This is a genomic window from Aliterella atlantica CENA595 (assembly GCF_000952155.1).
GTDB lineage: Bacteria > Cyanobacteriota > Cyanobacteriia > Cyanobacteriales > Chroococcidiopsidaceae > Aliterella > Aliterella atlantica.
The window spans coordinates 83,213-104,778 of sequence record NZ_JYON01000018.1 but is presented as its reverse complement, the minus strand read 5'-3'; the positions used below and the strand labels follow the sequence as shown (position 1 = coordinate 104,778).

The following is a 21,566-nucleotide window of genomic DNA, read 5'->3' as shown; positions in this document are numbered from 1 at the left end:
GGGAAGCAGGGGAAGCAGGGGGGGTATTGAGGGCAGTTAAAACTTCTTGGGCAGAACCAAAGCGCTGATTGGGGGCGCTTTGCAGCATTTTATCTAGTACGTTTGCTAGAGTATTGCTCGTATTTGCGTGCGATCGCCAATCCCACTGATTGCTAAAGCCATCAAACAATTCGATCGCTTCTTTCCCTGTCAGCAACATCAAACAAGTTACTGCCAAAGCGTAAAGATCGGTAGATGGATACACTTGTCCGCCTGACATTTGTTCTGGGGGTGCAAACCCCATTGAATAAATCCCTGTCGAACTACCGCTAGTTGATGCGGTACTTGCTACCTGCTTGACTGCGCCAAAATCTAGCAGATACAGTCTGCCGTTACGGTGGCGCATAATATTGGACGGTTTGATGTCGCGATGAATAGAACCGCCATCGTGGACAAATTTTAAGACTTTGAGGACTTCTGTTAGTACCTCTAAAACTTCAGCTTCAGAAAATTGACCTTTTTCTTGTAATTCTTCCTCTAAGTTTCTACCATCAATAAATTCTTGAACTAAATAAAAAAATCTGTCCTGCTTCCCAGCTTGCAAACTAGGGACTGTTATCTCAAAAAAGGCGAACAAATCGGGAATTTGGTTACTTTGGTTGCCAATTTGCTCTAATACTTCAGCTTCGCGCTCAAATAACTTTTGGGCTGTATCTATTTGGCTGGGTGTCAAGTCACCTGCGGGTTTAAATTGCTTGACTACACATTTCCTAATTCCTGGCGTATAGCGATCGCGGGCAAGAAACGCTGCGCCGAAACCTCCCTTGCCCAGCAACTTTTGCGGCAAGTAGCGTCCTACCAGAATCAGCGGCATACCGCAGCTAGTGCAATATTTTTGCTGCACTGATTTAAGAATTGCCGTGTCATCTAAATCCGCGAAATGATTTTGCGGGCGAGGACAAGCTGAACGAGTGCAATAGACTTCCATGCAATAAAATTTTGAAGGCTGAAGTAGGGATTATAAAGTCAACCAATAAATAAATTTATTTTAAGCTGAACTATTAAGTCGCCATCGTACATAAATTTAGCTGCCGGAAAACTTAACGCTCTACTTTTTGGCTATTTTTTCATACTTCAGTAATTGTTGTATGACGCACAGCTTCTAAAGCATCAGCAATAGATGGATTTGAGTTTAAAATATCCTTATTCCAGCCTGGGGTAGCAAATTGAGGTAATATTTCTTGACTAAAAGCTTCTGCAGCTTTGGAACGGTAGCGGTTGGGGTTGACAATTACCCACAGCGTCCGCTTGACAACCACTCCTTCAATGGGCGTACAGTGCAGCACTCCCATTTGCAGTTCTTTAGCGATCGCGCTAATTGAGACAAAGGCAGCCCCCAGTCCTGACTGTACGGCGTTTTTGATTGCTTCTATTGAGTTGAGTTCCATTTCTACTCTCAAGCGGCGCGTGTCGATATCGCAGCGCGTCAGCACTTGATCGATGACTTTACGAATTGTCGACTGCGAATCGAGGGCAATAAATTGGAGTTTATAAAGGTCGTCTTTTTGGATCGTATGCAATTTCGTAAATGGATGAAATACAGGCAAAATCAGCGCTAGTTCATCTTCGGCATAAGGAATAATTTCTAGTGACTCTTGCAGTTCTGTTGGCACTTCACCGCCAATAATTGCTAAATCTACTTGTCCGTTAGCTACACTCCAAGCAGTACGGCGCGTCGAATGGACGTGCAACTGTACCCCGACATCAGGATAATGCTGCCTAAACATCCCGATCATTCTCGGTAGTAGGTAGGTTCCAGTTGTTTGCGATGCGCCGACAATCAGCGTTCCGCCTTGGAGATTTTGCAAGTCTTCAATGGCGCGACAAGTTTCTTGGCAAAGAGTAAGAATTTTCTCGCCATAACTAAGCAAAAGATATCCAGCCTCAGTTAGTTGGGCGCGTCGCCCACCGCGATCGAATAAAGGTACATCTAACTGCCTTTCCAAGTTTTGCACTTGCAAGCTGACAGCAGGCTGAGAAACGTATAAACTATCAGCGGCACGCTTGAAGCTTCCTTCGGCAGCGATCGCTTTGAGGATGCGTAACTGATCTAAAGTGAAAGGAAGGTCAGACATACGGCTACCACCAAAAATAAAACAGCGGAGAATCTGTGGGGAAGGTTTCCTTCCACAGAGTTTTCCAAAAGAGCAGTTAAGGCAAAAACCACTGCCGCCAAGCCGGACTTAGATCGACATTGACTGCTAAGGCAAGGAGGGTTCCCTAAAAATTGACACTAACACAAGACTATTGCCTTTAGTCTGCTGTTAACACTTTTACTTACGAAGATATGTTTATTTGCAACTAATTTGATTAATATATGCAGCTACCTGTTTGGTTAACACCTAGTCATTTTGTCATGCTAGGTCTTTTATTTGCCTTTGCGCTCGCTCATAGTGGTCTAGCGAGTTTGCGATCGCGCGTAGAAAAAATTATCGGTCCTCGGCTGTACCGCGTGGTTTTTGCCCTTGTCAGCCTGCCTCTAGCTACCGCTTTAATTATCTATTTTTTCAATCATCGTTACGATGGCTTGCAGTTATGGCAAGTGCAGGGAGTTCCAGGCGTAGCTAGCGTTGTTTGGGTGCTATCGGCGATTTCTTTTTTGTTTCTCTACCCTGCAACGTTTAACTTGCTAGAAATTGCGGCAATTACCAAACCCCAAGTGCATTTATACGAAACTGGTATTATCCGCATTACTCGCCACCCGCAAATGGTCGGACAAGTAATTTGGTGTATTGCTCATACTTTATGGCTGGGGACTTCTTTTACCTTAGTTACTTCTATTGGTTTGATATTGCATCATTTGTTTGGAGTATGGCATGGCGATCGCCGTTTGAGCTATCGCTATGGACCTGCTTTTGCAAGCGTGAAATCTCGCACTTCTATCGTGCCGTTTCTAGCAATTATTCAAGGTCGTCAAACGCTTAATTTGCTTGAGTTTCTCCGCCCTGCCTATTTAGGCGTAGCTATTTTTGTTTATTTGTTATGGCAGGCGCACCCGCTATTAATTAGCGCTACTAGCCGTGTTAATTGGTAATTTGAATTGTATGCATAGGGAATTTTACCCAATGTTTTGGTAATTTAGGCAAAATTGTTCGTCTAGGTTACTGAAATCGATCCCGAATAGATGTAGCATGATCCACAATAGCTACAAGCCCAGATTACTTAGCAGTCGTTTTAATAGTTACTTTGAATAGAGACTATAATTTATTCGTATTTTTTGCTAAAAAACAAAAACATCGAATTTCAGGCTGATAGCTAATTGCCTAATAAAGAAGGTTAAAGAGTAAGAAAACAAGGGTAGTTGAATTAACAACTTAACCATTCGACTCACTGGCTCAAAACTATTCTCTGCTCCCTTGTTCTGTCAAACCCATTTAGTTAGAGGAATCATGGTGTTGTCGGTTAGCGAACGGACATTTAAACAAGAAGTATTAGAGTCTCCAGTGCCAGTTTTGGTAAATTTTGGAGCGCCTTGGTGTGGCTTGTGTCGGCTGATACAACCAATATTGTTGCAATTTCAGAGTAATTGTTGCGATCGCATCAAACTTGTTGCCGTCAACGCGGACGACAATTTTAAACTGGCTAATACTTATCGCCTGACTAGCTTACCGACGTTAATATTGATTGAAAATGGCAAGATTAGCCAGCGCCTAGAGGGTTTTGACGACAAAGAAGATTTGCGCCAAGCATTAGAAGCGATCTCCGTTAATTACGCCCCTATTAACAACTGGCAGCGGCGTTCGGCATAGAGCGATCGCATTTACTAATAAAGTTAAGCAATCTTAAATTTTTCCCGCCCAGATTCCTTCGGGTGGGATATTTTATAGGAAAACCTATATGTTACAACTGTTAACAGTTTGTTCGATGTAGTGAAAAATTCTCAAAGTAGGCAGTGATGGAAAAAATCTACCAATATGCCTGGCTAATTCCAGTATTACCTCTAGTTGGGGCAATGCTAGTCGGTCTGGGGTTAATTTCAGTTGGCGAAGTAACAAGCCGCTTGCGGAAGCTAAACGCAACATTTATTATATCCCTGTTAGGCGGAGCGATGGCGCTATCGATTGCCTTGCTGTGGAGTCAGATCGAAGGACATCCAACTTATACTCGCACGCTGGAATGGGCGGCAGCAGGAAATTTTCACTTGAACATGGGCTACACCATCGATCATCTAACTGCCCTAATGTTAGTAATCGTGACTACAGTAGCTCTGTTAGTTATGATCTATACCGATGGCTACATGGCTCACGATCCTGGATATGTGAGATTTTATGCATATTTGAGCTTATTTAGCTCCTCAATGTTGGGGCTAGTAGTCAGCCCGAACTTAGTGCAAATTTATATTTTTTGGGAATTAGTAGGTATGTGTTCGTACCTGCTAGTTGGTTTTTGGTACGATCGCAAGCCCGCAGCAGATGCAGCGCAAAAAGCATTTGTAGTTAATAGAGTCGGTGACTTTGGTTTGCTACTAGGCATTTTGGGCTTATTTTGGGCGACAGGCAGCTTTGAATTTGAAGTCATGGGCGATCGCTTGCAAGAATTAGTCGCCTCTGGTTCTTTGAGCAATTTCTTGGCTGTATTGTTTGCCATTTTGGTATTTTTAGGTCCAGTAGCTAAATCGGCGCAATTTCCGTTGCACGTCTGGCTACCCGATGCGATGGAAGGTCCTACCCCCATTTCCGCCCTGATTCACGCGGCGACAATGGTTGCCGCTGGAGTATTTCTAATTGCGCGGATGTACCCAGTATTTGAAGGCGTACCCGCAGCAATGAATGTAATTGCCTTTACAGGAGCATTTACAGCGTTTTTGGGCGCAACAATTGCCATTACCCAAAACGATATCAAAAAGGGTTTAGCTTACTCTACAGTCTCCCAACTCGGCTATATGGTGATGGCAATGGGTATTGGTGCATACAGCGCTGGACTGTTTCATCTCATGACTCACGCCTACTTCAAAGCGATGCTGTTTTTGGGTTCGGGTTCGGTAATTCACGGCATGGAAGCAGTTGTCGGTCACGATCCAGCTTTGGCGCAGAATATGCGGACGATGGGCGGACTGCGTAAGTATATGCCAGTTACAGCGATTACCTTCTTAATTGGCTGTTTGGCAATTTCTGGGATTCCGCCTTTTGCTGGTTTTTGGTCGAAAGATGAAATTTTGGGCAATGCCTTTGCTGCTAACCCGTTGTTGTGGGGAATTGGTTACATAACGGCTGGAATCACGGCTTTTTATATGTTCCGGATGTACTTCAGCACCTTTGAAGGCAAGTTTCGCGGTAACGATGCCGAAATTAAGCAGCAAATAAAGTCAGAAGCTACCTTAACCCCTAACTTTGGACCTGGGGCAATGGATACAAGAGAACTCGCGGCTACTACAAGCCACGATACACATCACCACCACAGCGAACATCCCCATGAATCGCCTTGGACGATGGCTTTACCGCTAGCTATTTTAGCGATTCCTTCGATGTTGATTGGCTTGGTAGGTACGCCTTACGCTAACTACTTTGAAGAATTTATCCATCCTGCCAGCGAAACAGCAATTGCCATAGCCGAAAAAGCTGCGGAGTTCGACCAGAACGAGTTTTTGATTATGGCAGGTAGTTCTGTGGGTATTTCCTTAATTGGGATTACCTTGGCTTCTTTTATGTACTTGTGGGGCAAAATTGACCCAGAGGCGATCGCGCAAAAAATTAGACCTTTCTACGAACTATCTTTAAATAAGTGGTACTTTGACGAAATTTACGATAGCGTTTTTGTTCAAGGTTTGCGTAGAGTAGCGCGTCAAGTAATGGAAGTTGATTTTCGCGTTGTTGATGGCGCTGTTAACCTTACAGGCTTCTTTACTCTAATTAGCGGTGAAGGGTTGAAGTATTTAGAAAACGGTCGCGCTCAATTTTACGCCCTGATTGTATTTGCGGCTGTCTTGGGCTTAGTAGTTGTTTTCGGAGTGACTTAGTTAAGAGACAAGGGGGATTGGGGGAGCGGAAGAATCTTCTCTCCTCTGGCTTATAATTCCCCTGCGCCCCATCTTCCCTTTTCTAAGGCTCGAATTACGAATTACGAATTACGAATTAAACTGCCCTTGTGTCCATAAATTAATATGAACTTATCCAATTTCCCTTGGTTGACGACAATAATTCTGTTTCCTATAGTCGCCTCGCTACTAATCCCCGTGATACCTGACAAAGATGGTAAAACGATTCGTTGGTATGCTCTGATTATTGGACTAATTGACTTTGCGTTGATTGTTTACGCTTTTGGCGCTCAATATGACTTTAATAATCCAGGCTTACAACTGGTAGAAAGTTATCCTTGGGTTCCGCCATTAGATTTGAATTGGTCGGTAGGCGTTGATGGCTTGTCAATGCCTTTGGTAATTTTGACTGGTTTTATCACTACGCTGGCAATTTTAGCAGCGTGGCCAGTGACCTTAAAACCAAGGCTGTTTTACTTTTTGATTTTGGCAATGTATGGCGGACAAATTGCTGTATTTGCCGTCCAGGATATGTTGCTGTTTTTCTTGGTTTGGGAATTAGAACTTATTCCTGTTTATTTATTGCTGGCGATTTGGGGCGGCAAGAAGCGGCAGTATGCAGCAACTAAGTTTATTCTTTATACTGCTGGCGGTTCGCTATTTATTTTGGTCGCTGGCTTGACGATGGCGTTTTATGGCGATACTGTCACTTTTGATATGCGATCGCTTGCCGTTAAAGATTATGCCCTCAATTTCCAACTTTTGATCTACGCTGGCTTTTTGATTGCGTATGCAGTCAAACTACCTATTTTTCCGCTGCATACGTGGCTCCCTGACGCTCACGGTGAAGCTACAGCACCCGTTCATATGTTGCTAGCTGGCATCCTCCTAAAAATGGGCGGATACGCGCTAATTCGCATGAACGCTCAGATGTTACCTGATGCTCATGCTTATTTTGCCCCAGTGTTAGTTATTTTAGGCGTAGTCAATATCATCTATGCAGCTTTGACATCTTTTGCTCAACGTAATTTGAAGCGCAAAATTGCTTATTCCTCAATTTCTCACATGGGATTTGTGCTAATTGGGATTGCTTCGTTTACTGACTTGGGTTTAAGCGGTGCAGTGTTGCAGATGGTATCTCACGGATTGATAGGCGCAAGTTTATTCTTCCTCGTGGGCGCTACCTACGATCGCACTCATACGCTGATGCTAGATGAAATGGGTGGCGTAGGGCAAAAGATGCGGAAAATCTTTGCCATGTTTACTACTTGTTCGATGGCATCTTTGGCACTCCCTGGAATGAGCGGTTTTGTGGCAGAATTGATGGTATTTGTGGGTTTTTCTAACAGCGATGCCTATAGTTCTACTTTCAAAGTCATCGTCGTCTTTTTGATGGCAGTAGGTGTAATTCTCACGCCAATTTACTTGCTATCGATGCTGCGAGAAATTTTCTACGGGCAAGAGAATCAAGAATTGGTATCTCATGAGGCATTAATTGATGCCGAACCGAGAGAAGTGTTTATCATTGCTTGCTTGTTAGTGCCGATTATCGGTATCGGTTTTTATCCTAAGTTGCTAACTCAGGTGTACGATGCCACAACTATCCAACTAACTCAGAGATTGCGCGATTCTGTACCGACATTGGCAGAAAAACAGCTTCCTACCCTGTCGTTTAACGCTCCAGAACTAAGTGTAAGGTAAAGTGCAAGTATTTACCATGTGATAGTTTTATACAGGCAGGTTTAATACCTGCCTTTTTGTTTACATTCACCAGTTACCACTTATTAGTTAAAGAGTTAGTACAGTTAAAACTGGCTAGTCACTGTTTCTTAACTGGTTACTGTTATATGCGTGTTGTTATTCAAAGAGTTACTTGCTCTCAAGTTACCGTTGATGGTGAAACTATCGGCAAAATTGGCAAAGGCTTAAACTTGCTTGTGGGTATTGCTAGCACTGATACAGCAGCAGAAATTGATTGGCTAGCACGTAAATGTTTGGAATTGAGACTATTTGATAGCGAAGCAGGAACGAGTCGCTGGCAAAAATCTGTAGTAGAAATCGGCGGCGAAATATTAGTTATTAGTCAATTTACTTTATACGGTGATTGTCGCAAAGGTCGCCGTCCTAGTTTTGATGCTTCTGCTGCACCAGAACTAGCAGAGAATTTGTATGACTATTTTGTTAGCAAGTTGCAGGCAAGCGGTTTGAAGGTCGTAACTGGACGATTTGGAGCAAAAATGCAAGTATCAATTGAAAATGATGGTCCTGTCACCCTAATTTTAGAGCGAGAATCTATGCAAGGAGTATAAAAATCCTACTTTTGGTAGATAAATCTGTGAAACTACTTAACTGTGAACTACGAAATGAACATAGCAGATTCAGCGATCGCCCTGATTTGCATCACCCAAATTTGCTGAATAATAAAGACATAAAGTTAAACAATATATCTAAAACAGCCCCGCCTAATGGGGCTATCTTATTTTATACTGCTGATTTGAGCTTTTGCTGTTCGCGCGTTTGTTCTAATAATGAGAAGATATTAAATTAACAGCAAAAAGTTAGTAGCAGTAAATTATGGCTAAGATTCAGTTTTCTAAAGGCATTGACGAAGATACAGTTCCAGATGTGCGTTTAACTCGTTCGCGGGATGGCAAACAAAGCACTGCAACGTTTTACTTCCAAAAGCCCTCAGTCTTAAGCGGAAACGATGCTGATGACATTACTGGAATGTATATGATTGATGAAGAAGGGGAAATTGTTACCCGCGAAGTCAAAGCCAAATTTATTAATGGCAAGCCAGAAGCCTTAGAAATATTTTATATCATGAACTCGGACTTGGAATGGGACAGGTTTATGCGGTTTATGGAACGCTATGCTGAAGAACACGATCTAGGATTTAACAAATCCTAAGTTATTAGGTATCATTTCCCAGTGACCAGTAGATGTAGATACAGACAGTTGAGATTTTCAAGTAGTGACTAACAGTAGACATAAAGCCTCCCTAAGTATCCTCCTAAACTGGTCACTGGTCACTGGTCACTGGTCACTGTAATGGTACAACAGCCCCACCCAGATTTAGGCAAAATTGCAGTCAACTGTGCGGCAATTACTGTTAGCGATACGCGCTCTATAGAAACAGATAAAAGCGGTAAGCTAGTGCAACAGTTGCTTGTAGAAGCAGGTCATCTGGTGGGTGCTTACACCATTATTAAAGACGAACCGACGCAGATTCAAGCTCAACTAGGATCGCTAAGTGCCAATATCCAAGCAGTAATTTTTAATGGCGGAACTGGTATCGCACCTAGAGATACAACATACGATGCAATTGAGACTCTGTTAGAAAAAACTTTGCCTGGATTTGGGGAGTTGTTTCGCTATTTAAGTTTTGCAGAAATTGGTTCGCGAGCGATCGCATCACGAGCAGTTGCTGGTGTACATCAAAATAAAGTTATATTCTGCGTTCCAGGTTCCAGCAATGCCGTTAAACTAGCAATGGATAAGTTAATATTGCCCGAATTGCGGCATTTAGTTACTCAACTTCGCTCTTAACTAATTTTGCCAGCAAATACTCTTTCTGCGGGTCCTGTCATGTATAGTTTTTGGTCTAATCCCCATTCTATTTGCAAGTTTCCCCCAGGAAGTTCTACAGTAGCAGTGCGATCGCATTTATCTGTAAGTACGCCTGCAACCAAAGCCGCACAAGCACCAGTTCCACAGGCTAGAGTAATACCTGCACCTCGTTCCCAAACGCGCATTTTTAAGCGATCGCGGCTGACAACTTGAATAAATTCTGTATTTGTCCTTTGCGGGAATGCCTTATGATGTTCAAACTGAGGACCAATTGATTCTAAAGCGATCGCGCTTGCATCTTCAACAAAAGTAATGCAATGCGGATTACCCATACTCACGCAAGTTACTAACCAAGATTTTCCAGCAACTTCTATCGGTTCATTAATAACTTTGCGATCGGGAGAACCTAAAGTAGTAGGAATTTCACTAGCTAACAACTTTGGTTCGCCCATATCTACTTTAACTTGCCCATCTGCCAGAATTTGCGGTGAGATAACGCCAGCTAAAGTATGAATACGATATTCAAATGATTTATTGCTCTCTTGAAAAGCTTGGGGGGAGGAAACCGTCCCCCCCAACTTTCCGCTATTTCCTTCTAATTGAGCGATAAATCCTGCCAAACAGCGAATACCATTACCGCACATTTCTGGTTCTGAACCATCAGAGTTAAAAATCCGCATCGTGTAGTCAGTACCATCTTGCCCTGGTAGTGCAAAAATAACACCATCAGCACCGATACCAAAATGGCGATCGCATAATTTTATAGCTTGTTCTGGCGTTACTTGCGGTTCTGATGACGAGCGGTTGTCAATTAGGATAAAATCATTCCCCAATCCGTGATACTTAGCAAACTCGATAGACACTTTTTATTCTCCCTTGGGCAGTATAAGACTAAAGACAGATAGGAATTAATTTTATGAAAAGCGATTTTGATGTAGCTTTACCCAGCATAAAACAACTACAAACGTTAATCAAAGAGGGAAAGCAGGTAGAAGTAAAACTGCTAAGTGGCGATTTACTTAATGGCAAGCTAGTGTGGCAAGATAAAAACTGCTTGTGCGTGATGGATGCAAATAATCAATCTACAACTGTTTGGCGACAGGCGTTGGCATATATTAAATCGAAAAATTAATTTATCACCCCGCGATATGTGTAGAGACGTAGCAGTGCTACGTCTCTACATAGCCCGTTCCCTAACGTTTAGGCAAAATTTGTTCCAAAATGGTCGGGTCTTTAATATCGCGATCGCGGGCTAATAACAGCACCTTAGAGACGACTTCTGCTGTTTTGGGGTCATTGTCTGCAAATGGTAAAAATATGCGTCCGCGATGCTGAGAATGGATGGGGACGATACATAAAGAGCCCCCAGGTTGGCGGTGAACTACGGCGCTACCAAGATGGACGGAGTAAGTGCCTAAATGACCTTCTATCAATGCATGGGAACTTTCTATTTTTACATTAGTAATTTGCAACAAACGGCAAGTTTCCCGAATTAAAGACGATCGCATTTCTACTGTAGAAGCAGTGGCTTCTGGATCTACGCCGCCTTGATGCGCTACGCTGACGACTAAATCGAGATCGCGCATTACTTCGCTAAAAATTAGCGGCGGAACTTGGAATAGTTCGATGTGCTTCCACTCCCCGCGTCTGGTAAATACTAAGCCTTCTAGCGTTAATCCCTCAACTTCTGTCGGGGAAAAATAGCCGTTGACAAAAGTCAGCCAAACAGAAATATCTGCTTCGTGAAAAGTGCGTCTTACGCCTTCTTCGGGATGACTTACCCACCCTCTTTGACCTAATAGTGCTAATGCTTGTCTGGGATTAACTTGATGTCCGGCGTAACGATGCGAAACAGTGCGATCGCTTCTTTCGGTTGTAGTTAGAACGTATAATTCCCGAAATACCTGCTTAAATGGCTGCTGGCGTTGAGTTTGAAAACACTCTTGCTGCCATAAATGCCATTGATTTGTGCCTAATAAGTCGTAAGGGTGAGCAAGGCGCATAACATCCTTAACTGGAATAATAGTACCATCATGCAGTTGCAGCGATCGCCCTTGTTCTACAGGATAGCCAATTGCACCTTCACCAATAAATACTAATTGCTCTAGCATCGGTGCTAACACCGGATGATTGCATAGTTGCTGCAATTCATCGCTTGTAAAACTATCGCCGCGACACATTGCTTGTTCTAGCGATATTCGCATTCTCGACGCTTGACGAGTAATATCTTGTTTGCGTTCTTGCAATTCCACGAGGCGACGCTCTTTTTTATATTTAGCTGGAATCGCTTTTAATGGTTTAGAGTTTTTTGTTACTGTTATTTTTGGTTCTCCAGATGCGATCGCTAAACTTACAACTACATCGTCAATTGCTACTGTTTGGGGTTGCTTGACTAAATCGGCTACTGCTTGCGCTTCCATCGCCCATTGTAGGCGCATGGGATCTGCATAACCTGCATTTCTAGCTAAATTTTCTAAAGCAATATTTACCGCTAATTTCTCACTGGCTTGTCTTTGCGAACCAAATTGGCGGCTAGTACGCAAAAATTCTTGGATAATTTGGTAACGTTCTAGTAAGTCGCGATCGCGTTTTTTACCTTTTGCTAGTGGTAATAGTCCTAACGATCTCAGCGCATCTTGATTGCGTTTTTGCGTTACTCGATTTACTAATTCTGCCTTTTCAACCTTCCCTAACATTGCATCAGCGAATAGTTGCGCCCGTTTATGTCCTCCACCACCAGATGCGTATTGTGCGGCTTTATCTAATTCTTGCCAGCGTTCTGCTTTTAATCCTTGATAAACTCGTGCAAACCAGTCTATATCTACTGCACCATTTAATAAATCTTGTCCGGTTAGGGGAGTGTATTCGCTAATTTGAGCATTCCAGGCTGCGCGAATTTCTTGCTCTACTTGCCAGTTACTATCTTTAGTATGGGCATGAATCCACCATACAGCTTGAGCAAAAGAACGCCATTTTAAGGCTGTTTCGACGTAATTTGCCCATTGTGGCGCATAAATAGCTAATTCTATCAGTTGTTGCTGCTCGATATTAGCGGCTTTTACTTGAATAGCAAAATCTTGAGGTGTTTCTCCATCTTGAGGGAAAGATACGCGAATTAGATGGCTGAAAACTCTAGCTTTACCGTTGGTGTCATAACTCCAACCGCGTACTAACTTACTTTTACTAAAAGCTTGGAGTAAAGCGATTAAATTATATATACCAGGAAGACTTCGCAAAGCCAAAGCTGCTGTTGATGCAACTGTTGGTAAATCGCCGCGTTTGAGTTCTATTTCGATAATACGCTGGCGAATGCGATCGCCTATTGCTTGTAAAATCGGATAAGCTGCTAAGTTAGGTGGCAATTTACGCCCTGTTATTCGTCCTAAATCGCCATAAGAGTCAATTCCCGAACCTAAAATTTGATCTATTAAATCTGCTTCTGTCGCTACACCAGCATCAAAAGCAAGTAAAACATCTTCTAACGGTGGGCGATAGCGTCTTGCTTGCGGTAAAGGTTTATCTAACCAACGCAGTAATTGCCAAAACCGCTTTTGCTGCGCGTTATTCCAAGCAGATGCAAATAAAGAGCGATAATAGCGAGTCAAGGAAAGCCAGCTAAGAACTGAATCGCGATAACGCCAGTCATCCCAATAAGACTTAGTTTCCAGCACTAATACTTCTTGAGGAACAAACTCACAACTAGCTGTGACGGCATCAAGGAGAAAATCTACTGCTGCCATTGGCACAGGGTATAACCGGATTAACCAACGACATATACCTAAAACTATATGTGGATATCGCAGGTTATCGGTGTTAGCAAACAAATTCTGCTGGGCATTTTGCCACCAAGATGCATCTTTAAAGTGAGAATAGTTGCTATTGGTTAACGCAGCTAAGGCGCGGAGTAATTCAAAACCATCGTCATCGCGCAATTGCGAAGAGTTTTCATGCCACCACGTTTCCCATACTTCCCTTGACGGCAATCTTTTAATATCGTCTTCTAATGGTTGAGTAATATTGGGATGAGGAAAGCCCCAACGCATATTACCAAGTAATTGTTCTTGCGTTCCCTGTCCTGATGGAATAACAATTGCTGTTTGGCGGTGACTATGAACTAGCTCATCTAACGCTGCTAATAAAGCCTGGGCTTTAGGAGTTACAAATAATCTTGCTTGGCTTACTTCTCCTAATTTTGGCGCAGTGCATTGGGTTGGATCTAATAACCCCAAAGCATTATCGAAAGTTAAAACTTCTTGACTATCAGCCAAGACTGTATCTAACAATTGTTTTTCTGTAGCTGTTTGCTTCTGGCGCTGTTTCTGATATGCTTGTGCTAGAGTGCGGCATTCCGTGACTGAACGGTTTTTAGCTACCAACTGGCACAAAAGTTCTAGTCCAGCTTGACGTTGGAGTATAGTTGCATCGAGCAATCTTTTGGCAGAAGCGATCGCATCTATATCTGCTTGATTGAGTAATAATTGCAACAAACCGCGCCGTAAATCGGCTGATTTGCGAGTAAGTAAGCCTTCCAATTCAATAGCTTCTGCTGGCGTAATTGAACAGTCAGATAAATATCCTAATACGCGCGATCGCACCCAGCTAGTATTATCGCCAATGAGCGAAAACAAAGTCTGACGAATTTCTGCATCCCAAGGTTGAAATTTAGCTAAACGTTCGGCAATGGTGCTACGTGCGTAAGCAGCACAAATTGATATGTATGGTATCAATCTTTTAGGCGAGCGACTACCTAAGTTATTAACTAAAGCTGATGCTATTGTTTCTCTATTTACTTCCCGTGTCATCCAAGACCATACTAACGGTTCTAAGGTTTTAGTTTGGCTGGGAAACTTGTAAACAATTTTTTCTAATCGCTCAAATAAATCTGTTTCTTTGATATTACTATTTTTTAGGACATTAAGAGCGAGCGCTACTAATCGCAAATCTTCATCTTCTAAAGCTGGTATTAACGCATTTTGTGCCTCGGTTAATCCTAGCTGAGATAGTAAATGTGCGGTAACAAAGCGGCGTTCTACAATAGAATCTTTGAGGAGTTGATTGGCAGATGAAATTGCTAATATTGCATCGTTAAAACCAATAGTCCATAATGCTAAATATACAGTTTGAGCGCTATCGCTATTTAATGCGGCTGTTTGCTTTTCTGGATCATCTAAAAGTAGTAAAACTTGCTCTAATATTTCCTTAATTAATCGATTATTAAGAGATTCCCAACCAAAACCAAACCATACATCTACCGCTCTAATTGTAGCGCTAAAACGAGTTAAATCGTTATCTACAAGCAAGCGTATCATCCGCCGAAAAGCATCAGGATGAGCCTCGTCAATAGTTTCTAAAATAGTTTGACGTAAACCTTCTTGACGCTGTGCTGCTAGAAGTAAATTTTCAATAAAAGTCCAACCATCAGGACGATTTGCTATTAATAAAGCGCGAGTAACATGACGACCCATCGCGCCTATTTCATGTTCGCCTCGCGCCGAATATAGAAGAATATCAAAAACCTTATTTCCTTATTCAGAATTGCTATTTATTGCCGCCGCAAATAAAATTCCTAGTGTATCGTTAGCATAATTTAAATAAGGAGTCCAAGCAGCAAACCAAGTTATATCTTGGTCGTAACCTTCAACTCTATAAAGTAGTTCTTTTAACCAGTTGCAACGGGCGGGTTTAGTAATGTCTGAATTATGAGGAGCGCGAAATGCTTTACGTTGCCAACCAAGCTGATAAGGTAAACGTGAAAATAGCTGCCATGCTGCTTCTACGTGTAAATAAATTTTGGGGAATAGCAGAGCAAAGATTTTTATCCGTTCTTCAATACTCAAATCATCGAGTTGACCTACTGCTTTATTTTGCGCGTCATACTTGGCATGATATTCAGTATAAGGCTGACCTGAGCGATCGCACTCTAAAATAGCAAAAACTATTTCTCTTAATGCTTCTGGCAAATTAGCAACTAAAGCAGCTTTGGTTGCTTTCCAATTGGGAATGCGAAAAGCTTGTAATTGTTCCTTAGCATATTCTGGATTTAGCATTTTAGCCTCCCACCAAAGGAACTAAACGCAGAAACATCAATTGACTATCAGGATTGACTACAACTTCACTATCTAGTTTATGTTGTTGGACATCATCAATAAAAACGAAATATATTCCGTCTTCAAAAGCCTGCAATGCATTAGCTACAGCAGCTTGCGGATCTACTTCTTGGTTTAGCTCCTCGCCGCCCATATCTACCTTACCGAGTAAAACTTTTTGCTCGATTTCTGCCCTACTCAATACCTGAATTAGCCGTCGCTGTTCTTGACGGGTTTGGAAAGCTGCAACTTCAGCTAGAACAATCTGCGTAAGGAGGATTCGCAGAGTTAAGACTTCGCCTCCTGCGCCTATAATTGGTGGTATTGGTACGCGCCAATTGGTAAATAGGGGTTTGGAACGTCCTAAAACCTTACCTGTGACAGTAATTGTAGACATAGCTAGACTCAGAAATTTGCGATTATTTAGTCTAACTTACGCAAATTTTATTTGTGGCTATTTTGGCAGTGTATTAAGTAAAGTTACTTGTTTTTATGAGTGATGAATTTAAAGAACTTTTGCACAAACAGCTATAACTGTGATTACAGCAGAAAATAAATGGTTAAGCTGCCTAGGTGAAGTAATTGCTTAATTGCTATCTACGATCGCTAAAAATGCCTCTAGGACTGGAGAGTTATCATTTTGTCGCCAAGCGGCGGCAAATTCCATTTGGATCGAACAAGGCTCTACTGGTCTACACACAACTTCTGTACCAATCAAAGCTTGCAAGCTTTTTGGGATAAATGTAATGCCCTGTCCTGCCGCAACCAAGCAGATGCGAGTCGTGTGAGACGCTGTTTCTTCAGCGATCGCTGGCTCAAATCCTAACTGTTAGCATAGCTCGTGAAACTGACGATAAAGCGTTGGACCTTCTTGCCGAGGATGCAAAATAAATAGTTCTTGAGCCAAATCTTTGAGGCGAACGCGATCTTGGCAAGCCAAATGATGATATTTCGGTAAGACTACTACAAAAGGTTCCGCCCAAATCGAGTAAAGCTTTAATTCTCGTCGATCTATAGGTGGATGCAGAAAGGCAAGATCGATTTGACGTTGATGCAGTGCTTGGACTTGTGCCTCTGTACAAAGCTCCTGCATAGTCAGTTCAACATGGGGATAGCGATCGCGAAATTCGCGTAAGAAGGCAGGGAGTACCGTTTGGGTTGCAGTGGTGGTAAATCCAATTCTTAATTTACCAATTTCTCCGCGTGCTGCTCGTCTTGTCAGTTGCACGGCGCGATCGGTATGTTGCAGAATTTGTTGGGCTTGTTCTAAAAAGACTTGTCCTGCGGGTGTGAGTTGCACAGTTCGCTTCGTGCGTGCAAATAGCAATACACCCAGTTCTGACTCTAGGCTGTGAATTTGTTTGCTCAAAGCAGGTTGAGTCATGAATAACCGTTCTGCGGCTCTACCAAAATGCAGTTCTTCAGCCACGATCGCAAAGTAACGCAAATGTCGCAGTTCCATAACTCAAAGTTATTAATACAGCGCCAAAAATGACTTGGACAAGCTTGTTACTGCTACTTTACTCTGAAATAGGAATACGGGTTCCGTTGTTGGCAGTAGAAATAGATTTATAAAATCATCCTGCAACGAGTGCCGAGTTTTGAAGGAATAAACACTAATGTCATTGAATCCAATGCAATCAAATACGAGCAGGCATTCGGCTCGTTTGAGTGTCGATCCATCAATCAATTCTAGTTTTATCTTTGCAATCGACGATATGCCGCTACTGGCAAATGCAGACGCAAAAACTACACTGAGTCACAGCAGTTTATTCAACGCAAATTCTTCTCAAGGAAACCTGCGATCGCTAGCTCAAATTAGCGATCTGTATATCTTTGGCGATGCTCTCTCCGATACTGGTAATTTAGCTAGCGCAACTTCTGGCGCATTTCCCCGCCAGCCCTTTGTAAATGGGCGATTTTCTAATGGTCCGATTTGGGTTGAGTATCTTGCCTCTGAACTAGGAATAGAATACAACCCCAGTAATAATTTTGCTATTGCTGGAGCAACATCAGGACTAAACAATGTAGGAGATCCGCGCATAACGGGCGATGTAGGCGAACAATTGGGATTACCTGGAGTTCTTGCTCAAGTAGATCGTTTTACGAGCGCTAACCCTCATCTAGATGCCAATGGACTTTACACAGTCTGGATCGGTGCTGATGATTACTTGGCAGGCGAGAGCGATCCGACTGTCCCAGTTAACAATATTGTCACAGCCGTTCAAGCGCTTGCCGATGCGGGAGCTAGGAATATTTTAGTACCCAACCTACCCGATCTCAGCCAACTTCCTGACGTGCTAAGAAATCCATTTTCGGGCGCTCTTCGGGAATTGACTCAAGCTCACAACACATATCTGGAGCAAGCCTTAAAGCAACTCGATCGGACGCTAGATCCACAAGTGAATTTGGTTACTCTGGATGCGGCAACTCTGTTTGAGGAAACCATCACCAACCCAGAGAGATCGGGCTTTACAAACACTACAGATCCTTACTTTACAGAGTCAGCAAATGCGATCGCATTTGCTACAGGAGCTCCCGATGACTTTGCATTTTTCGGTCGATATCATCCCAGCACTGCAACGCATCGACTAATTGCAGAAGCCGCTCTCTCGGCGTTAACTAATTCTTCCAGCCCCCAAGTAACAGAACAATTTGGTACAGTGCAAAGCGATTCAATTTTGGGCGCTTTTAAGCGCGATCGCTTGCTTGGATTAGCCGGAAGCGATCGCATCAGCGGGGGAGGCAAAGCAGACATCCTCTTGGGCGGTGAGGGAGACGACATCCTCAACGGCAATACTGGCAATGACTTTCTTTTAGGTGAAGTAGGAGACGATGCTTTAATTGGAGGATTTGGGGACGATCTTCTCAATGGAGGCGCGGGAATCAATCAATTGGTAGGTAATAGCGGGCAAGACACCTTCATTCTCAATCGCAATGGCTCTACTACGATTCAAGACTTTCAAGATGGGCAAGATTGGTTGGAGTTAGCAGGGACGCTTGAGTTTTCAGACCTTAATATTGTTCAACAAGGGTCCGAGACAGCGATCCTGTTTTCAGGGAGTGAACTTGCCAGACTGCCTAAAATTTCAGCCGATTTGATAACTAGCGCTGACTTTACAAACTTGACTCTAATGGCAAGCCAAAATTTCGGACTTGATACCAATTTGTAAGGCGTACGTAATTACAGCAAACTAGAACTCCTAAACCTTTGGGTTAATTAATCTGTAGCGGATATTTAGGGAATTAGGATTACTTGTTCGCTTTCTCAGCCATTCGGTATCCGAATCGTCCATCTTCGTTACAGGAGAAAAAGCGAGTGAAATTGTTGAAATCGAAAGGTGTGCGCCGATTTTTGGGGATGATTGGCGGATTTGTGTTTGCCATACTTGGTTTTGGGTTGCTGCAATTGATTGAGCCTATTGCCATTGCACCCGCCCAAGCAACTTTAACTCAATTTTCAGGTCGCACGTTGCTAATTGCCTCAGATGCCGATATGGTAGCGACAGCTTACGCAGATGCAAAGCTCGATCGCGTGGCTGGGATTGAAGATACACTGTCGATTGTGCCGTTACCTCTCAATGTGCAAAACCCGCAACTTTCTAAAGTTCGAGTCTCGAACTCCGTGATGTCCTTTCCTCATATTCTGGCAGTTTCACCCAATGGCAGTAAAGCCTATGTTGCTGAAGTTAGAAGTCGTCCAGTAGATTCGATTGAGCAATTTAACACGATCGACCAAATGCCAGAGGGAAAAATTATTTCAGTGGTAGACATCGCTAATCCCACTCAACCAAAGGTAATGCAAACACTAAAAGTAGGTAAAAATCCAGCGCATATCAGCCTTAGCCCTGACGGTCAATTTCTCGCTATCAATCTCGCCGAAAAAGGTAAAGAACTGGCGATCGCACCCATCCAACCCGACGGCAAATTAGCAGCGCCAACTTACTTTGCTCTTAATTTTCCTGGTAGTGCCAATAGTGCAGTAACCTGGCATCCATCGGGCAAATTTCTAGCGTTTACGACTGCCTACGATCGCGACGCTGGAGGCGCGTTCATCGCCTTTTATCAAGTACAGCGAAAGCGCGATATTGAGATCCAACCCTATGGCAATCCTATTGGAGTTGGAAATCATTTCACAATGGGCAAATTTACCCCAGACGGCAAATTCTTGCTCGTACCCGATCTCAAATGGCGCGTCTACGGACAAAGACAGCTAAACTTTCTGATGAATCCGCAGGGTGAATTGCTTGCTATTCAACTAGATGAGCAGACTCGTCAGCCGCAGGTAGTATCTCGACTAAAAGTAGGTCTTAGTCCTGAAGGATTGGCAATTAGCCCAGATGGAACGCTTGCGGCTACAGTAAATATGCGCCGAACTTATCTCCCAAACTGGCTACCCGCGTGGCGAGGACGCGATCGCAATTCCCTATCGCTGGTTCAGATCGAGCCACAATCGGGACAACTTAGCGCGATCGCCGAATACGGATTTGAAGGCTTGCTGCCTGAAGATGCTATCTTTGATGCGGATGGCAAATCATTAGCAGTCGTAATTTACAACGAGCGAATTTCTAGTCCTAAAACGGGCAAAGTTGAGTTTTGGAATGTCGTGCAACAACCTGAACCCAAATTAGAACGTACTCGTTTCAATCTAGAGGTTGTGCGTGGTCCGCATAATTTGGCGATCGCTCGTTAAGGTTTAAAACTTGCCTATAGATATTGGTTAGGCATAAGCCCAGTTGTGTCTCAATTAGGCGATCTCCACCTGCACCTATACTTGGTGGTATTGGTACGCGCCAATTGGTAAACAGGGGTTTAGAACGTCCTAAAACCTTACCTGTAACAGTAATTGGAGACATAGCTAGACTCAAAGTTTACAACCAATAGTCTAACTTACTGAAATTTTTTCAGGATGTCGGTCGTTAGTTAAATAAATAACTCTGGCGATACGCTAAAGAAGTCTGCGAGAGCTTTAGCTTGTGCCTTACTGATGCTACGCTTACTATTAACGACCTCAGAAACAACTTCCCTAGAACCAATCACCCTAACTAAATCCTTCTGCTTGATACCTCGCGCCTCCATTAAGTGTTGCAAAATAGACTGAGGAGTTGCACCGTGAAGCTGATAGTGTTCTTGTTCAAACTTTTCAATCAAGAACACTAATAAATCCAGTAAAGCATTTTGTTCTGGTGTTCTGTCTTTGCAACCTAGCAATTTTTCAACAGCTTCTAGCACCCTTTCATTTTCTTCTTCTGTTACTATTACCTTGGGTTGAAATTCTGCTAGCAGTGATGCGTAGGCATTTCCATTAATAGTATGGGTCATTTTTTCAGTTACCCCGATCGTATTCAGCGTTTCAAAATATATTTGATGTAAATGCAGATTGAACCTTACGACACTCATCAACTTGATGCAGTCATTCGTCTTTCGCTGCGGGCGTGGACTCCTGTGTTTGATTCACTTGAGAACGCGCTGGATGCTGACGTGTACCAAGCATTCTATCCTGATGGTTGGCGTGTTAGCCAGCAAAAAGCTGTGGAGGATGTCTGTAATGCAGAAGACACAAATGTATGGGTTGCTATCGATGCAGGTTCTCCTATAGGCTTTGTCGCCGTGAAATTACACCCAGAAGACAGCATGGGTGAAATTTATATGGTTGCTGTCGATCCAGACTTTCAAGGTCGCGGTATTGGCAGCGCTCTGATAAAATTCACTTGCGATTGGATGAAAGATGTGGGAATGTCAATTGCTATGGTTGAAACTGGAGGCGATCTGGGTCATGCACCAGCACGTTATACTTATGAAAAGGTAGGTTTCAAGCTGTTTCCAGTCGCTAGATACTTCAAAAATCTTTAGCTATGCGGTTAACTGAGGACGAGACGTAGCGCTGCTACGTCTCT

19 protein-coding genes and 1 pseudogene are annotated in these 21,566 nt (G+C 43.0%); 11 read left to right on the top strand and 9 right to left on the bottom strand.

The window, feature by feature from the left end:
- Together UH38_RS16425 and UH38_RS16420 are read right to left on the bottom strand one after the other, a co-directional pair.
- On the bottom strand, window positions 1-967 hold a 967-nt coding region (locus tag UH38_RS16425; RefSeq protein ID WP_045055765.1), incomplete at its 3' end, for a serine/threonine-protein kinase.
- Window positions 968-1,106: 139 nt separating this feature from the next.
- Window positions 1,107-2,114: a LysR family transcriptional regulator gene (locus tag UH38_RS16420; RefSeq protein WP_045055747.1), complete on the bottom strand. Its 1,008-nt coding sequence runs from the start codon at window positions 2,112-2,114 to the stop codon at window positions 1,107-1,109.
- A 242-nt stretch (window positions 2,115-2,356) separates the two neighbouring features.
- Between UH38_RS16420 and UH38_RS16415 the strand changes: the two genes are divergently transcribed.
- The 7 genes from UH38_RS16415 to UH38_RS16385 all read left to right on the top strand — a co-directional run bounded on the left by UH38_RS16415 (window position 2,357) and on the right by UH38_RS16385 (window position 9,562).
- Window positions 2,357-3,073 (top strand): NnrU family protein, encoded by a 717-nt coding sequence (locus UH38_RS16415; RefSeq protein WP_045055746.1) that lies wholly within the window; start codon window positions 2,357-2,359, stop codon window positions 3,071-3,073.
- A gap of 355 nt (window positions 3,074-3,428) precedes the next feature.
- A complete protein-coding gene (locus UH38_RS16410; protein ID WP_045055745.1) occupies window positions 3,429-3,788 on the top strand; it encodes a thioredoxin family protein in 360 nt (119 codons plus the stop codon).
- A gap of 146 nt (window positions 3,789-3,934) precedes the next feature.
- Entirely contained in the window at window positions 3,935-5,995 is a 2,061-nt protein-coding gene (locus UH38_RS16405) for an NAD(P)H-quinone oxidoreductase subunit 5 (protein WP_045055744.1), read from the top strand.
- 144 nt (window positions 5,996-6,139) lie between these two features.
- Window positions 6,140-7,714, top strand: a complete 1,575-nt coding sequence (gene ndhD1 / locus UH38_RS16400; protein WP_045055743.1) for a photosynthetic/respiratory NAD(P)H-quinone oxidoreductase subunit D1 — start codon at window positions 6,140-6,142, stop codon at window positions 7,712-7,714.
- Window positions 7,715-7,860: 146 nt separating this feature from the next.
- Window positions 7,861-8,322 carry a D-aminoacyl-tRNA deacylase gene (dtd, locus tag UH38_RS16395; protein ID WP_045055742.1) on the top strand — a complete coding sequence of 154 codons (462 nt, stop codon included), beginning with the start codon at window positions 7,861-7,863 and terminating at the stop codon, window positions 8,320-8,322.
- A 265-nt stretch (window positions 8,323-8,587) separates the two neighbouring features.
- Complete coding sequence (gene psb28 / locus UH38_RS16390; protein WP_045055741.1) at window positions 8,588-8,923, top strand: photosystem II reaction center protein Psb28; 336 nt, start codon at window positions 8,588-8,590, stop codon at window positions 8,921-8,923.
- Window positions 8,924-9,064: 141 nt separating this feature from the next.
- Window positions 9,065-9,562: a MogA/MoaB family molybdenum cofactor biosynthesis protein gene (locus tag UH38_RS16385; protein WP_045055740.1), complete on the top strand. Its 498-nt coding sequence runs from the start codon at window positions 9,065-9,067 to the stop codon at window positions 9,560-9,562.
- On the opposite strand, the gene dapF is transcribed toward UH38_RS16385, so the two are convergent.
- Complete coding sequence (gene dapF / locus UH38_RS16380) at window positions 9,559-10,446, bottom strand: diaminopimelate epimerase (protein ID WP_045055739.1); 888 nt, start codon at window positions 10,444-10,446, stop codon at window positions 9,559-9,561. The genes UH38_RS16385 and dapF overlap by 4 nt on opposite strands.
- A 53-nt stretch (window positions 10,447-10,499) precedes the next feature.
- Between dapF and UH38_RS16375 the strand changes: the two genes are divergently transcribed.
- The gene (locus UH38_RS16375) at window positions 10,500-10,715 is read left to right on the top strand and encodes an Hfq-related RNA-binding protein (protein WP_045055738.1); all 216 of its coding nucleotides are present in this window, start codon (window positions 10,500-10,502) and stop codon (window positions 10,713-10,715) included.
- Between the two features lie 61 nt (window positions 10,716-10,776).
- Here UH38_RS16375 and UH38_RS16370 read toward each other — a convergent pair whose 3' ends face one another.
- The 4 genes and pseudogenes from UH38_RS16370 to UH38_RS16360 all read right to left on the bottom strand — a co-directional run bounded on the left by UH38_RS16370 (window position 10,777) and on the right by UH38_RS16360 (window position 17,131).
- Window positions 10,777-15,090 carry a DUF5724 domain-containing protein gene (locus UH38_RS16370; RefSeq protein ID WP_456151167.1) on the bottom strand — a complete coding sequence of 1,438 codons (4,314 nt, stop codon included), beginning with the start codon at window positions 15,088-15,090 and terminating at the stop codon, window positions 10,777-10,779.
- 18 nt (window positions 15,091-15,108) lie between these two features.
- Complete coding sequence (locus UH38_RS27280) at window positions 15,109-15,630, bottom strand: hypothetical protein (protein WP_200892472.1); 522 nt, start codon at window positions 15,628-15,630, stop codon at window positions 15,109-15,111.
- A 1-nt stretch (window position 15,631) separates the two neighbouring features.
- On the bottom strand, window positions 15,632-16,066 hold the full coding sequence (locus UH38_RS16365; RefSeq protein ID WP_045055737.1) for a hypothetical protein: 435 nt from the start codon (window positions 16,064-16,066) through the stop codon (window positions 15,632-15,634).
- Window positions 16,067-16,255: 189 nt separating this feature from the next.
- Window positions 16,256-17,131: pseudogene (locus UH38_RS16360) on the bottom strand (LysR family transcriptional regulator).
- Between the two features lie 157 nt (window positions 17,132-17,288).
- On the opposite strand from UH38_RS16360, the gene UH38_RS24915 reads away from it, so the two are divergent.
- Entirely contained in the window at window positions 17,289-18,842 is a 1,554-nt protein-coding gene (locus tag UH38_RS24915) for an SGNH/GDSL hydrolase family protein (protein WP_052672423.1), read from the top strand.
- Between the two features lie 146 nt (window positions 18,843-18,988).
- A complete protein-coding gene (locus tag UH38_RS16350) occupies window positions 18,989-20,362 on the top strand; it encodes a lactonase family protein (protein WP_235355305.1) in 1,374 nt (457 codons plus the stop codon).
- Here the strand turns inward: UH38_RS16350 and UH38_RS26345 are convergent.
- Both UH38_RS26345 and UH38_RS16345 read right to left on the bottom strand, forming a co-directional pair.
- Window positions 20,313-20,525, bottom strand: a complete 213-nt coding sequence (locus UH38_RS26345; RefSeq protein ID WP_144405702.1) for a hypothetical protein — start codon at window positions 20,523-20,525, stop codon at window positions 20,313-20,315. The genes UH38_RS16350 and UH38_RS26345 overlap by 50 nt on opposite strands.
- Before the next feature lie 67 nt (window positions 20,526-20,592).
- The gene (locus UH38_RS16345; protein WP_045055736.1) at window positions 20,593-20,991 is read right to left on the bottom strand and encodes a helix-turn-helix domain-containing protein; all 399 of its coding nucleotides are present in this window, start codon (window positions 20,989-20,991) and stop codon (window positions 20,593-20,595) included.
- Between the two features lie 51 nt (window positions 20,992-21,042).
- Here UH38_RS16345 and UH38_RS16340 point away from each other — a divergent pair, with 51 nt between their 5' ends.
- The gene (locus UH38_RS16340; protein ID WP_045055735.1) at window positions 21,043-21,522 is read left to right on the top strand and encodes a GNAT family N-acetyltransferase; all 480 of its coding nucleotides are present in this window, start codon (window positions 21,043-21,045) and stop codon (window positions 21,520-21,522) included.
- The last annotated feature ends 44 nt before the right edge of the window (window positions 21,523-21,566 follow it).

Bases quoted from the DNA above. Each gene is read 5' to 3' on its own strand.
- UH38_RS16420 (WP_045055747.1), bottom strand. From the start codon at position 2,114: ATGTCTGACCTTCCTTTCACTTTAGATCAGTTACGCATCCTCAAAGCG.
- UH38_RS16415 (WP_045055746.1), top strand. From the start codon at position 2,357: ATGCAGCTACCTGTTTGGTTAACACCTAGTCATTTTGTCATGCTAGGT.
- UH38_RS16410 (WP_045055745.1), top strand. From the start codon at position 3,429: ATGGTGTTGTCGGTTAGCGAACGGACATTTAAACAAGAAGTATTAGAG.
- UH38_RS16405 (WP_045055744.1), top strand. From the start codon at position 3,935: ATGGAAAAAATCTACCAATATGCCTGGCTAATTCCAGTATTACCTCTA.
- ndhD1 (WP_045055743.1), top strand. From the start codon at position 6,140: ATGAACTTATCCAATTTCCCTTGGTTGACGACAATAATTCTGTTTCCT.
- dtd (WP_045055742.1), top strand. From the start codon at position 7,861: ATGCGTGTTGTTATTCAAAGAGTTACTTGCTCTCAAGTTACCGTTGAT.
- psb28 (WP_045055741.1), top strand. From the start codon at position 8,588: ATGGCTAAGATTCAGTTTTCTAAAGGCATTGACGAAGATACAGTTCCA.
- UH38_RS16385 (WP_045055740.1), top strand. From the start codon at position 9,065: ATGGTACAACAGCCCCACCCAGATTTAGGCAAAATTGCAGTCAACTGT.
- UH38_RS16375 (WP_045055738.1), top strand. From the start codon at position 10,500: ATGAAAAGCGATTTTGATGTAGCTTTACCCAGCATAAAACAACTACAA.
- UH38_RS27280 (WP_200892472.1), bottom strand. From the start codon at position 15,630: ATGCTAAATCCAGAATATGCTAAGGAACAATTACAAGCTTTTCGCATT.
- UH38_RS16365 (WP_045055737.1), bottom strand. From the start codon at position 16,066: ATGTCTACAATTACTGTCACAGGTAAGGTTTTAGGACGTTCCAAACCC.
- UH38_RS24915 (WP_052672423.1), top strand. From the start codon at position 17,289: ATGTCATTGAATCCAATGCAATCAAATACGAGCAGGCATTCGGCTCGT.
- UH38_RS26345 (WP_144405702.1), bottom strand. From the start codon at position 20,525: ATGTCTCCAATTACTGTTACAGGTAAGGTTTTAGGACGTTCTAAACCC.
- UH38_RS16345 (WP_045055736.1), bottom strand. From the start codon at position 20,991: ATGACCCATACTATTAATGGAAATGCCTACGCATCACTGCTAGCAGAA.
- UH38_RS16340 (WP_045055735.1), top strand. From the start codon at position 21,043: ATGCAGATTGAACCTTACGACACTCATCAACTTGATGCAGTCATTCGT.